Raw genomic sequence first — 13,354 nt, 5'->3', positions numbered from 1 at the left:
TGCCTGTCAACGTCGCGTTCGCCGCCTATCGGCATCGCGCAGCATGGGAAGAGATTTTCATGATGCCCAGCATCTCCCGCCGCCTCGCCCTGTCGACGGCCGTTCTGGCCTCGGCCTTCGCGCCGGCTGTCGCCAGCGCCGCCGACGTCAACATCTACACCTCGCGCCAGCCCGAGCTGATCCAGCCGCTGCTCGACGCCTTCACCGAGGAGAGCGGCCTCACCACCGCGACGATCTTCATCGACAAGGGCCTGGAAGAGCGGATCGCGGCCGAGGGCGCCAATTCGCCGGCCGACGTGATCATGACCGTCGACATCGGCCGCCTCGACGCCGCCAAGCAGGCCGGCGTCGTCCAGCCGGTCGAGGACGAGATCCTCGAGAAGAACATTCCGGAAGCCTATCGCGACAGCGAGAAGGAATGGTTCGGCCTCACCGCCCGCGGCCGCGTCGTCTACGCCTCCAAGGAGCGCGTCGATGCCGATGCACTGACCTACGAGGAACTGGCCGATCCAAAGTGGAAGGGCCGGCTGTGCACCCGCTCGGGCCAGCACCAGTACAACATCGCCCTGATCGCGGCCTATATCGCCCATAACGGCGAAGAGGCGGCGCGCGAATGGGTGACGGGCCTGCGCGACAATCTCGCCCGCCGGCCCGAGGGCGGCGACCGCGACCAGGCCAAGGCGATCTTCGCCGGCGAATGCGACGTCGCGCTGGGCAACACCTACTATGTCGGCAAGATGGCGACCAACGAGAAGGAGCCGGAGCAGAAGGAGTGGGCGGACGCCATCAAGGTGATCATGCCGACCTTCGAGAACGGCCTGACCCACGTCAACATCTCCGGCGTCGCGCTGGCCAAGAACGCGCCGAACCGGGACAATGCCGTCAAGCTGATGGAATTCCTGTCCGGCGACGAGGCGCAGAAGATCTACGCCGAGCTGAACTACGAATATCCGCTGGAGCCGGGCATCGAGGCGTCCGAACTGGTGAAGTCCTTCGGCGACCTGAAGCCCGACACGCTGCCGCTCGACGAGATCGCCAAGTTCCGCACCAAGGCCTCCGAGATGATCGACGAGGTCGGCTACGACAACGGGCCGCAGAGCTGAGCCCATCTGACATGCTAACAGGACGGCGCCCGGGCGGGTTTTCCGCTGCGGGCGCCGCTCCGTTGTCTCCACATGGCCCGGCCGCGACGCGCCTTCATCCAGGTGCATTCGCGAGACCGGGCCTCATCGCGTCAAGCCCGCCATGTCCGCCACCGCCCCGCTCCTGAGACCCGGCATCCGGGCCCGGTTCCGCCTTCGGCGGGGGCGCGACCGTGGCTATCTGGTGGGCGCGTCGGTGGTCGCGCTGACGGTGATCCTGCCGCTGATTGCGCTTCTGGTCATCGCCCTGTCGGGCACATCGGCCAACTGGCGGCATCTGGCCGAGACCATCCTGCCGGAAGCCAGCCGCGTGACGCTGCTCCTGATGGCGGGCATCGCGATGCTTGCCGGTTCGGTCGGCGTCGTCACGGCCTGGCTGGTGGCGACCTTCCAGTTTCCCGGCCGGCGGATCTTCTCCTGGGCGCTAGTGCTGCCGCTGGCGGTGCCGACCTACATCGCCGCCTATTGCTTCGTGGAATTCCTGCATTTCGCCGGCCCGATCCAGACCGCCATCCGCTCGGTCTTCGGCTTCCAGTCCTCGCGCGACTACTGGTTTCCCGAGGTTCGCTCCCTGCCCGGCGCCATCGTCATTCTCTCCTCGGTCCTCTACCCCTATGTGTTCCTGACCGTGCGCATGGTCTTCGTCATGCAGGGCCGCAAGGCCGGCGACGTCGCCCGTACACTGGGCGCCTCGCCCGCCGCGGTCTTCGGCAAGGTGCTGTTGCCCATGGCGCGGCCGGCGATCGCCATCGGCGTCGCACTGGCGCTGATGGAAGCCGTCAACGACATCGGCGCCGTGGAGTTTCTGGGTGTGCGCACCCTCACCTTCGCGGTCTATTCGACCTGGCTGAACCGCGGCGATCTCGCCGGCGCGACCCAGATCGCTCTGTTCATGCTCCTGGTCATCGTCGCCCTCGTGCTGGTCGAACGCTACGCCCGGCGCCAGCAGCGCTTCAGCATCCAGCGGGCCGACCGGCCGCAGACCGGCCGCGAGCATCTGGCCGGCTGGAAGGCGGCGCTGGCGATGCTCGCCTGCTTCGTGCCGATTGCCGCCGGCTTCGGCGTGCCGCTGCTCGTCCTCGGCGATTTCGCGATCAACCGGCTGGACCAGCTCGCCGATCCGCAGCTCTGGCGGGCCCTGCGCCATACGGTGTCCATCGCCGCCGCCACCGGCGTCGTCACCGTGGCCGCCGGCTTCGCCATGGCCTACGGCATCCGCCTGACTGGCTCGAACCGTCTCGCCAGCCTCGTGCGGGTCGCTGCCCTCGGCTATGCGGTGCCCGGCACGGTGCTGGCCATCGGCATCCTCATCCCGCTCGCCGCCTTCGACAATGCCGTCGATGCGCGCATGCGCGAATGGTTCGGCATCTCCACTGGCCTGCTTCTGTCCGGATCGGGCTTCGCCATCGTCTATGCCTGCTTCGTGCGCTTCATGGCGATGGGCCACGGCGCGCTGGAAAGCGGCTTTTCCAAGCTGTCGCCGCATCTCGACATGGCGGCCCGCACCCTGGGCCGCGGCCCCGGCGGCGCTTTACGACAGGTGCTGCTGCCGCTGATGCAGCCGGCGCTGCTGACCGCCTTCCTGCTGGTCTTCGTGGATGCCAGCAAGGAGCTGTCGGCGACGATCCTCCTGCGGCCCTTCGACTTCGAGACCCTGGCGACCTTCGTCTATGCCCAGACCTCGCGCGCCGCCTTCGAGGACGGCGCCATCGCGGCCCTCCTCATCGTGCTCGTGGGGATCCTGCCGGTGGTGATCCTCAACCGCTCGATCGTGCGCGAAACCGAGCGCGGATAGCGCGCCGCGCAACGCCTCCAATCTGTTTCGGCTTCCTGACGGAATTCCGTAACGGCATGATAAAAAACGATCATTCCTTACGGAACCTGCGCCCCGGCGCTCACGTTCTCTCCGCCAGTTGCCAACAATAGGAGGAAACAAGTCATGAAACGCATGTCTCTTCTGCTCGGAAGCGCCGCCCTTATAGCCCTGCCGATCAGCGCGGCCTCGGCCGACTGTCGCGAGGAAATCGCCATGCTCGGTGGGACCGGCACGACGGCTTCCATCTCCGGCTCCGCAGGCGATATGGCCGGCTCGGCCAGTGCCTCCGGCACGGCCGACGGCAAGACCACGAACTTCGAAACCGGCGCCGGCCTCGACACCGGCGATGGCGAGGTGACCAAGGACGGCAGCATGGCGCCGCTGCAGAGCGACGCGGACGCTTCGGCCACAACCGGGACCGGGACCGGCGGCGCTGCGAGCGCTGAATCCACGAGTTCGGCCGCATCCGGTCAGGCCGGGGCTTCCGGCAGTGCATCCGGTGGCGCGATTGCCAAGGACGGCTCGACCATGCCGATGGAGAGCGAGACCAGCGGCGACACCGCCATGTCCGGCCAGGACAGCGCGTCGCAGCAGGACGGTGCCGAGACCGCGGCCAATGCCGCGGCCGGCACCGACCAGGCTGCGGGCGAGTCCTCTATGACCGCCGACGCCTCCGCAAGCGGCACGCCGCTGGAGCGGGCCGAGATGGCGCTGGCCAAGGGCGACGAGGAAGCCTGCATGGCCGCGATCGAGGAAGCCAAGGCTGCCAAGGCGCAGTAATCTGGCCTCCTGCACATGACGAGGGCGCCGGCATCGCTGCCGGCGCCCTTTTTCATGGCACGCGCAAAATTGCTATGACTGCCGCGCCTCAGGTCGTCAGCTCTTCCCGCCCCGCAAATTCCTCCAGCGCTTCGGGGTTGGCGAGCGCTTCCTTGTTCTTCACCGGCCGGCCCTCGACGACTTCGCGCACCGCGAGTTCGACGATCTTGCCGGATTTCGTGCGCGGGATGTCCTGCACCTGCAGCACCTTGGCCGGCACATGGCGGGGCGACGCCCCCTCCCGAACGACGCTCTTGATCCGCTTGATCAGATCCTCGTCGAGGGTCAGCCCCTCCGCCAGGCGCACGAACAGCACGACGCGCACGTCGTCGTCCCAGGGCTGGCCGATGCAGATCGCCTCGATCACCTCGTCCATCTGCTCGACGACATTGTAGATCTCGGCCGTGCCGATCCGCACGCCCTGGGGATTGAGCGTGGCGTCCGAGCGGCCGTGGATGATCATGCCGCCATGCTCGGTCCATTCGGCGAAATCGCCATGGCACCAGATGCCGGGGAAGCGCGCGAAATAGGCGTCGTGATAGCGCGAGCCGTCCGCATCGTTCCAGAAGCCGATCGGCATCGACGGGAAGGCCTTCGTGCAGACGAGGTCGCCCTTTTCGCCGCGCACCGGCTCGCCGTCGTCGTTCCAGACGTCGGTGGCCATCGCCAGCGCCGGTCCCTGGATCTCGCCGACATAGACCGGCAGCCAGGGCACGCCCATCACGAAGCAGGCGGCGATGTCGGTGCCGCCGGAGACCGAGGCGAGATGCAGATCGGGGCTGATGTCGGAATAGACATATTCGAAGCCTTCCGGCGACAGCGGCGAGCCGGTCGAGGACAGCACCTCGACCACCGACAGATCGTGGGTCTCGGCCGGCTTCAGGCCGAGCTTGCGCGAGGCGTCGATGAACTTGGCGCTGGTGCCGAAGAAGGTAGCCTTCTCCTCGGCCATGTAGTCGAAGATCACCTCCGGCTTCGGATGGAAGGGCGAGCCGTCGTAGAGCAGCAGCGTCGCGCCCGAGGCGAGCGCGGTGACCAGCCAGTTCCACATCATCCAGCCGCAGGTGGTGAAGTAGAAGAACCGCGCCCCCGGCCGCACGCCGCAATGCAGCTGATGCTCCTTCAGATGCTGGACCAGCAGCCCACCCGCGCAATGGACGATGCATTTGGGCACGCCGGTCGTGCCGGAGGAAAACAGGATGTACAGCGGATGCGAGAAGGGCAGCCGCTCATAGGCGATCTCCCTTGGCGCGTAGGGCGCGATGAACGCGTCCAGCGAAACCCCGCCCGGCGTCGCCCCGGCCACCTCCTCGGCCTTGCCGAGATACGGCACGACGATGGTTTTCGCGGCGCCCAGCTTGCCGGCGATGGCGGCCAGCTTGTCGGCGATCTCGATGGTCTTGCCGGCGTAGTAGTACCCGTCGCAGGCGATCAGCAGCTTGGGTTCGATCTGGCCGAAGCGGTCGAGCACGCCGCGCTCGCCGAAATCGGGCGAGCAGGACGACCAGACGGCGCCGATGGAGGTCGCCGCGAGCATGGCCGCGATGGTCTCGGGCATGTTCGGCATCATCGCCGCGATCCGGTCGCCGGCGACGATGCCCTCGGCGCGGAACGCCTGAGCAAGCCGTGACACCAGCGCCTCGAGCTCGCGCCAGCTCAGCCGCCGGCGCACCTTGTCTTCGCCGCGAAAGACCAGCGCATCGGCGTCGGGCCGGTCCCTGGCGTGGGCCAGGAGGTTCTCGGCAAAGTTCAGCCGCGCTTCGGGGAAGAACCGGTCGTCGCGCATCGTGTCACCAGCCACGAGGCTCGGTCCGGCCTTGTCGCCGACGACGCCGGTGACATCCCACAGAACGTCCCAGAAGGTCGCTCGGTCATCGACGGACCAGCGGTGCAGCGCCGTGTAATCGGCAAAGTCCCGGCCGGTCCGCGCGCCGGCTTCCTGTGCGAAGCGCGTGAGCGGATGCTGCGCCACCCGCGCCGCGTCCGGTTTCCAAAGCAGCCGTCCAGCCATTCCCGCCTCCCAGTGATCGTGCCTTGCTGGTGCCACACCGCCTTGCCATTGGCAACGCTGGCGAATTCGCCGCCGGCGCCCGCCCGTCCACCGCCCGTATCCACATCCGAACGTTCCGTAAGGGCGCGCTCCCTCTGGTTTCGCGCGACGCCTTGGACTAGAACGGCTCGAAAATCTGAAAGGAAATCGGTGGCGCGCAATTTCTCCCTGGACCGGCTCGCGAAACGGGCTGATGCTCCCGGCGGGAGACGGCGGGGAACGAAACGACTGGCCGCTGCCGGCGTCATTCTCGTCACGCTGCTTCTGACGGCGTTTCTGACCCTCCCGCAGCTGGCGATCGACACCGATGCGGCGCGCGACGATCTCGTCGCGCGGCTCCAGACCATGACCGGCGAGACCGTCACGGTCGAGGGCGACGTCACCTTTTCACTCCTGCCACGCACCCGGCTCGTGGCACGTCATGTGCGGATCGGCACGGCCAACGCCTTTACCATCGACACCGTCGTTGCCGATCTCGATGCGGTGGATGCCCTGATCGGCACCGCCTCGATCGCGCGCGTCGTTCTGGTGCGGCCTGAGTGGCGCCCGCTTCCCGAGACCGAGCCGGCGCTCGAAACTGCCGAGCCTGTGCTTGTTCCGGCCGCCAACGGCATGGCGGCGCCGCACCAGGGCGGGCCGCTGGACGGCCCGCGACGTTTGGTGCGCACGCTGCTCGAGCGGTTTCACGATCTGGAAACGCTGGAAATCCGTTCCGGCGTGTACCGGCCGCGGGCCGGCGACAGCCGCGCCGGCATCAGCAACGCCAATCTGATCGTGGCGCAGGCCTCCTCCACGTCGGCGATCTATGTGTCCGGTTCCTTCATCTGGAACGGCCAGCCAAGCGAGCTCGATCTCCGCCTTGCCGCGCCCAAAGCGCTGCTGTCCGGGGACCCGAGCGAGGTCCGGATCGCCCTGTCGTCTCCGCCTCTCACCGCCAGCTTCGACGGCGAGGCGACCCTCGATCGCAACGCGACCATCTCGGGCGCACTGCGCATCGATGCGCCGTCGCTCAGCCGCAGCATCGAATGGCTCGGCGAGTCGCGACCCGACACGCCCGATATCGGCCCGGTCGCCCTCGACGGCACGCTGCTTCTGGCCGGCAGCCGCGCCAATCTGCAGGACACCCGCATCACCATTGCCGGCAGCCGCGGCCAGGGTGTGATGGAAGCCGAGTTCGGCGGCGACAAGCCACGGGTGCGGGGCACGCTGGCCTTCCAGACGCTGGATTTCGATCCCTTCACCCGATCCATCGCGCCATTGCCGCGCAACGTCCTCGACTTCAACCGTCCCATCGACCTCGCCTTTGCCGACGAGATCGACCTCGACGTGCGGCTGTCGGCGGCGCAGGCGAATTTCGCGCATGTGCCGATGTCCGAGATCGCGGCGGTCGTTGCCCTCGACGACGGGATCGCCAAGCTCGACATCGGCGACGCGCAGGTTTTCGGTGGCCGCGGCCAGGCCAGCCTGACCTTCCACTCCACCTCCGAACGCCCGACGGCGACGGGCAGCCTGACCCTCAGCGGGATCGACACCGACGCGTTTCTCGGCGCCCTCGACGTCACCACCCTCGGCGTCGGCGGCCGGTCGGATCTCTCCGTCAGCATGAAGACGCCGGTCAGCGACTGGGAGACGATCATCCGCCATGTCCGCCTGGAGGGGCAGATCAGCGCCCGGGGCGGCGCCATAAGGGGCCTCGCTCCACAGGTCTTCGCGACCCCCGAAGCGCGGCCCCTGCTTGCCGGCACGGCGGGGGCGACGGTGCCCTTCGACACCATGGAACTGGGTCTGTCGGCCGCGGGCCCGCGACTGCGGATCGACGATCTGGCGATCGCCAACGGCGCCGGCCTTCTGACCGCCGTCGGCAGCGTCGCCCTCCATGACGAGGAGATCAGTCTGCGCGGCACCTACAATGCGGATGCGCAGCAGACCGCCTCGGCTGAGCGCGAATTCACCACATCGAAACCGGTTGCGTTCATCCTGCAGGGGCAATGGCCCAACCCGAGCGTCACGACGCGGTAGAGCCCTCCCCGGTCCGCCGACAAGGCGTATGAGGCACCGGTGGCGGCGATCCGCGGGTCCGCGCTCGGCCAGCAACGGACGCTCCGACATGCTTCGCGCACCGCTCATCCTCATTTCCGCAACCCGCTGCTGGGGGCCGCTTCTGCCCCTCGCCGCCGCCCTGATGCTGTCCGCGGCCGCCCATGCCGCGCCCGCCGCGGATGCCGGGGCGGGCGACCGCCCGGACTGTGCGATGCGCTATCATTCGGCCCTGCAGACCATCCGGACCGGCGCCTTCGCGGCGATCAAGCCGGCCCGCGCCATTGCGTTCAAGGGCGACGATTCGCTCCCCGAGGGCCCGATTTTCCGCGCCTCCGCCAGGCGTGGCTCGGCCGAGGCGAAGGCACTGGCGGAAGCCTCCGGCATTGCCCGCAACCGCGGCCGCGCAAGCTGGGTCGGCAGCGCCAACGACCGCTGGATCGCCGATCGCATCGTCACCGATCTCGGCGAATATGTGAGCCAGGGCCCCTCGCCCTATCTGTGCAGCGGCGTCGCCAACTATCTCGAGACGCTGAAGAGCTACATGGACCGCATCGCGACCAGCCCGGCCAAGGCTGCCGGACACCGCGCTGTCCAGACGGCGGCGACGCAGGACAGCGTCCGGGCCGCATTGGTCGCCATGGGTCCGGTGCCCACGCCCCGCTTCGCGCCGCCGCTGCGCGGTCATCCGCTGGTCTTCGACCTGCGGCAGTCCAAGGGCCTCGAACGGTCCGCGCAGGCCGTCGCCTTCGGCCCGCATTTCGATCCAGCGCTGCCGCCGCTGGCGATGGCGGAGACCGCGCGTCCGGCCCTTGAGACCGACGCCGACCGGCTGGCCGTCCTCGATATGCTGATCGACACTGCCCGGACCAACGGCTTCCTGGCCGGCCCTTCCGCCGTCGCCGAGACGGCCGCCGAACCGGTTGCGGGCGCCCGGCTGAAGGCCGATCCGGCGATCACCGGCGCCATCGGTGGCGAACGCGCGAAACGCCCGGTTCTGGCCCGTCTGGAAGCGCTGCAGCCGCGGGTCGTCGGCCGCTCCGCCGAGATCGGCGACGCGCTGGTGCGCAGCGCCCTGACCGAAGCCTTCGCCGATATCGAGGCGCTCGACCATCTCGCCCACCGCCCGCGCGGCGGCTACGACCCGATGCTCGCCGCCATCGCCGCCACGATGGACGCGATCACCACGGCGCATGGCGAAGCCTGCGACTGCACCGGCGCCAACATGGCCGCCGCCACTGCTGGCACGGCATCGGCGAACCGCTGAGCCTGTCGAACCGTCGCCAGGACTGCCGGCAGATCAGCCGGCGGTCGCCGCCAGATGGGCGTCGCGGGCCTTCTGCACCTCGCGGCGCTTGTTGAGGATCGCCGCGATGATGACGCCGACCGAGACCACGGCGATCAGCAAGGTGCAGACGGCGTTGATCTTCGGCGTCACGCCCAGCCGCACCTGGCTGTAGATCTTCATCGGCAGCGTCGTTGCGCCCGGCCCCGAGGTGAAGCTGGCGATGACCAGGTCGTCCAGCGACAGGGTGAAAGCGAGCATCCAGCCGGCGGCGACGGCCGGCCAGATCACCGGCATGGTGATTAGGAAGAAGGTCTTCCAGGGCGGGCAGCCGAGATCCTGCGCCGCTTCCTCGAGGCTGCGGTCGAAGCTGATCAGCCGCGACTGCACGACCACCGCGACGAAGCACATCGAGAAGGTGATGTGGGCGATGGTGACGGTCCAGAAGCCGCGGTCGAAATCCATCGCCACGAACAGGAGCAGCAGCGACAGGCCGGTGATCACCTCCGGCATGACCAGCGGCGCATAGACCATGCCGGCAAAGAGCAGCCGGCCGCGGAAATCGAAGAAGCGCACCAGCGTCGTCGCCGCCAACGTGCCGAGGATCGTCGCGACGCTGGCCGACAGCAGCGCCACGCGCAGCGTCACCCAGGCCGCGTCGAGCAGCGCCTGGTCGTTCCACAATTCGCGGTACCAGACGGTCGAGAAACCGGCCCAGACCGTGACCAGCCGCGAGGCGTTGAAGGAGTAGATCACCAGGAGAAGGATCGGCAGGTACAGGAAGGCGAAGCCGAACACGACCGAGACGATGTTAAAGGGCGACCAGTTCCGCGTCACGTCAGCCGTTCCCCGTTGTCTTGGCCTGTGCCCGCTGGAACCAGACGATCGGCAGCACCAGCACGATCAGCAGAAGGATCGCCACCGCCGACGAGACCGGCCAGTCGCGATTGGAGAAGAACTCGTTCCAAAGGGTGCGCCCGATCATCAGCGTGCGCGAGCCGCCGAGGAGATCGGGAATCACGAACTCGCCCACCGCCGGAATGAAGACCAGCATGATCCCGGCCAGGACGCCCGGCCGCGACAGCGGGAAGGTGATCGTCCAGAACGCCTTCACCGGCGGACAGCCGAGATCGTTGGCCGCCTCGATCAGGCGGTAGTCCATCCGCTCCAGCGAGGCGTAGATCGGCAGCACCATGAAGGGCAGGTAGGAATAGACGATGCCGATATAGACGGCGATATTGGTGTTCATGATGACCAGCGGATCGGAGATCACGCCGAGCCACATCAGGAACTGGTTCAGGAGCCCGTCGGTCTTCAGGATGCCGATCCAGGCATAGACGCGGATCAGGAAGCTCGTCCAGAACGGCAGGATGGTCAAAAGGATCAGCACCGGCCGCAGGCCGCCCGGCGCCCGCGCGATGCCATAGGCCAGCGGATAACCGATCAGCAGCGTGATCGCCGTGGCGATCCCGGCGATCTGCAGGCTCGACAGATAGGAATTGATGTAGAGCGGGTCCGACGTCAGCCAGACATAATTGTCGATCGTGAACTGCTGGAGATTGTCCCAGAAGGTCGACAGGTTCTCCAGCGAGAAGGACGGCACATAGGGCGGCTGCGCCAGCGCGATCTGCGACAGCGAAATCTTGAAGACGATCAGGAACGGCGCCAGGAAGAACACCAGCAGCCAGACGAAGGGAACGCCGACGACGAGGCTGCGATAGAGCCGCGCGCCGCGGCTGCGCAGCTTGTCCCGTGCAGGTTCCGGTGGCGCGTCGGCCGGGATCAGGGGTTCTACCGCCATGGCTAGCCGGCCAGGACGATGCCGGAATCCGGCGCGAAGGTCAGCCAGACCGCCTCGTCGTAGCCGATCTGCTCGGACGCCCCGCGCACCGAATTGAGCGTCGCGGCGCGCACGATGTCGCCGCTCTCCAGCCGGACGTTGAACAGGGTCATGTCGCCGAGATAGGCGATGTCCCAGATTTCGCCGTGGAGCGCGTTGATCGACACGTCCGCCGGCTTCTGCCGGGACAGCCGCATCTTCTCGGGGCGAATGGCGAAGAACGCCTCGCTCCCGGTGGCGAGATCGCCGGCGGTCTCCGCCTCGATGGTCACGCCGCTGGTGGTGGCGATCCGGGTGGTGCCGCCGGCACTGCTCTCGATCGTGCCGGCGAGGATGTTCACCGAGCCGATGAAATCCGCCACATAGCGGGTGGCCGGCGCCTCGTAGATGATCTCGGGAGTGGCGACCTGGACGATGCGCCCCTGGTCCATGACGGAAATCCGGTCGGCCATGGTCATGGCCTCTTCCTGGTCGTGGGTCACGATCAGGAAGGTCAGGCCCATTTCCTGCTGCAGATCCATCAGCTCGAACTGGGTCTCTTCGCGCAGCTTCTTGTCGAGCGCGCCCAGCGGCTCGTCGAGGAGCAGCACCTTCGGCCGTTTGGCCAGCGAGCGGGCGAGCGCCACGCGCTGCTGCTGGCCGCCGGACAATTGCTGCGGCTTGCGCGCGGCGAAACCGTCGAGCTTGACCAATTTCAGCATCTCGGCGACGCGGTCGTCGCGCTCCGACTTCGCCATCCCGTCCTGCTTCAGGCCGAAGGCGATGTTGCCGGCAACGTCCATATGGGGAAACAGCGCGTAGCTCTGGAACATCATGTTGACGGGCCTGCGATGCGGCGGGATGCCGATCAGGCTCTGGCCGTCGAGGCGCACGTCGCCCTCGCTCGGTTCCTCGAAGCCGCCGAGCATGCGCAACAGGGTGGACTTGCCGCAGCCGGACGGCCCCAGCAGCGCGTGGAACTCGCGCCGGTAGATGCCGAGCGACAGGTCGTCGACAGCCTTGAACTCGCCGAAGCGCTTGGTGACGCGATCGAACTCGATAACCGGCGACTGCGTCGCGTCGGCCCAGGGCGCGAAGCTGCGACGGATGTTGCCGAGGGATTTCTGCACCGTCGCCACCTCGTCCGTGAATCGACCCGTTGCACCGCCCGGTGATCATGGCGATGGCCCGCTCCCGGCCAGAGGCCGGAAGCGGGTGCGCTCATGTCGGGCGAAGCGCCTTACTGACCGGTCTGGACCGTCGTGAAGGCGCGGTTGATGAGCCGCTGCGTGCGGGCGTCGTAGGCTTCCTTGGTGTAGAGATTGGCGAGAACCTCGTCGCTCGGATACACCGCCGGATCGTTGATGATCGCGTCATCGACGAATTCCTGGCTGGCCTTGTTGCCATTGGCGTAGACGACGTAATTGGTCGCCTTGGCGATGACCTCGGGGCGCATCAGATAGTCGATGAAGGCGTGGGCGTTCTCCGGATGCGGCGCGTCGGCCGGGATCGCCAGCTGGTCGAACCACATGCGGGCGCCCTCCTTGGGAATCGAATAGGCGATCTCGACGCCCTGCCCGGCTTCGGCCGCGCGGTCGCGGGCCTGGAAGATGTCGCCCGAATAGCCGTAACCGACGCAGATGTCGCCATTGGCCAGCGCGTTGATGTATTCCGACGAGTGGAACTTGCGCACGAAGGGGCGCACCTTCAGCAGCATCTCCTTGGCCTGCTCGATCTCGCCCGGATCGGTCGAGTTCGGATCGAGGCCGAGATGGTTGAGCGCCGCCGGCATCACCTCGGTTGGTGCGTCGAGCATCATGATGCCGCAATCTGCCAGCTTCTTGGCATATTGCGGATCGAAGATCAGGTCCCAGGAATCGGTCGGCGGATTGTCGATCCGCTCCGCGACCATCTTCTTGTTGTAGCCGATCCCGGTGGTGCCCCACATGTAGTTGACCGAATAGTCGTTGGCGTCGCCATATTCGCCGACGCGGTCGCTGATCACGTCCCACATCTTGTCGAGATTGCTCAGCTTCGACTTGTCGAGCTTCTGGATCAGGCCGGCCTCGATCTGGCGGACCAGATATTCGGAGGACGGCACGACGACGTCGTAGCCGCTGCCGCCGGCAAACAGCTTGGTGTCGAGGATGTCGTTGGAATCATAGACGTCGTAGACGACCTTGATCCCGGTCTCCTCGGTGAAGTCCGCCAGGATGGAATCGTCGATATAGTCCGACCAGTTGTAGACATTGACGACCTTCTCTTCCTGAGCGGTCGCCGTTCCGGCGCCTATGGCGAGGGTTGCGGCAGCAGCCCCCAGCATCGCGATCAGTCGTGTCATTCGGTCAGGACCTCCATAAGATGTGTATCGGAAGCGGGCATCGTC

10 protein-coding genes are annotated in these 13,354 nt (G+C 67.2%); 5 read left to right on the top strand and 5 right to left on the bottom strand.

The genetic code is table 11. The features are described from left to right. The first annotated feature begins 59 nt into the window (after window positions 1-59). The 3 genes from J3367_RS00255 (at window position 60) to J3367_RS00245 (ending at window position 3,738) form a co-directional block, all read left to right on the top strand. On the top strand, window positions 60-1,103 hold the full coding sequence (locus tag J3367_RS00255; protein WP_029702721.1) for a Fe(3+) ABC transporter substrate-binding protein: 1,044 nt from the start codon (window positions 60-62) through the stop codon (window positions 1,101-1,103). A 142-nt stretch (window positions 1,104-1,245) separates the two neighbouring features. Next, window positions 1,246-2,937 carry an ABC transporter permease gene (locus J3367_RS00250; RefSeq protein ID WP_024349302.1) on the top strand — a complete coding sequence of 564 codons (1,692 nt, stop codon included), beginning with the start codon at window positions 1,246-1,248 and terminating at the stop codon, window positions 2,935-2,937. 144 nt (window positions 2,938-3,081) lie between these two features. Then, window positions 3,082-3,738, top strand: coding sequence for a hypothetical protein (locus tag J3367_RS00245; protein ID WP_024349303.1), 657 nt, complete (start codon window positions 3,082-3,084; stop codon window positions 3,736-3,738). An 88-nt stretch (window positions 3,739-3,826) separates the two neighbouring features. On the opposite strand, the gene J3367_RS00240 is transcribed toward J3367_RS00245, so the two are convergent. Next, complete coding sequence (locus J3367_RS00240) at window positions 3,827-5,788, bottom strand: acetoacetate--CoA ligase (protein WP_024349304.1); 1,962 nt, start codon at window positions 5,786-5,788, stop codon at window positions 3,827-3,829. 189 nt (window positions 5,789-5,977) lie between these two features. Between J3367_RS00240 and J3367_RS00235 the strand changes: the two genes are divergently transcribed. Together J3367_RS00235 and J3367_RS00230 are read left to right on the top strand one after the other, a co-directional pair. Then, window positions 5,978-7,846: an AsmA family protein gene (locus J3367_RS00235; protein ID WP_024349305.1), complete on the top strand. Its 1,869-nt coding sequence runs from the start codon at window positions 5,978-5,980 to the stop codon at window positions 7,844-7,846. Between the two features lie 88 nt (window positions 7,847-7,934). Continuing rightward, on the top strand, window positions 7,935-9,131 hold the full coding sequence (locus J3367_RS00230) for a hypothetical protein (protein ID WP_024349306.1): 1,197 nt from the start codon (window positions 7,935-7,937) through the stop codon (window positions 9,129-9,131). A gap of 33 nt (window positions 9,132-9,164) precedes the next feature. On the opposite strand, the gene J3367_RS00225 is transcribed toward J3367_RS00230, so the two are convergent. The 4 genes from J3367_RS00225 to J3367_RS00210 form a co-directional block, all read right to left on the bottom strand. Further along, the gene (locus J3367_RS00225) at window positions 9,165-9,986 is read right to left on the bottom strand and encodes an ABC transporter permease subunit (protein ID WP_024349307.1); all 822 of its coding nucleotides are present in this window, start codon (window positions 9,984-9,986) and stop codon (window positions 9,165-9,167) included. Between the two features lies 1 nt (window position 9,987). Beyond that, window positions 9,988-10,950, bottom strand: coding sequence for an ABC transporter permease subunit (locus tag J3367_RS00220; protein ID WP_155898374.1), 963 nt, complete (start codon window positions 10,948-10,950; stop codon window positions 9,988-9,990). Window positions 10,951-10,952: 2 nt separating this feature from the next. Further along, on the bottom strand, window positions 10,953-12,098 hold the full coding sequence (locus tag J3367_RS00215; protein ID WP_024349309.1) for an ABC transporter ATP-binding protein: 1,146 nt from the start codon (window positions 12,096-12,098) through the stop codon (window positions 10,953-10,955). A 110-nt stretch (window positions 12,099-12,208) separates the two neighbouring features. Beyond that, window positions 12,209-13,309, bottom strand: coding sequence for a polyamine ABC transporter substrate-binding protein (locus tag J3367_RS00210; protein WP_024349310.1), 1,101 nt, complete (start codon window positions 13,307-13,309; stop codon window positions 12,209-12,211). Window positions 13,310-13,354: the final 45 nt, after the last annotated feature.

It is taken from the genome of Aurantimonas sp. NFXS3 (genome assembly GCF_049132005.1).
GTDB lineage: Bacteria > Pseudomonadota > Alphaproteobacteria > Rhizobiales > Rhizobiaceae > Aurantimonas > Aurantimonas coralicida.
The sequence above is the reverse complement of the archived record's forward strand: the minus strand, read 5'-3'. Positions and strand labels throughout refer to the sequence as shown.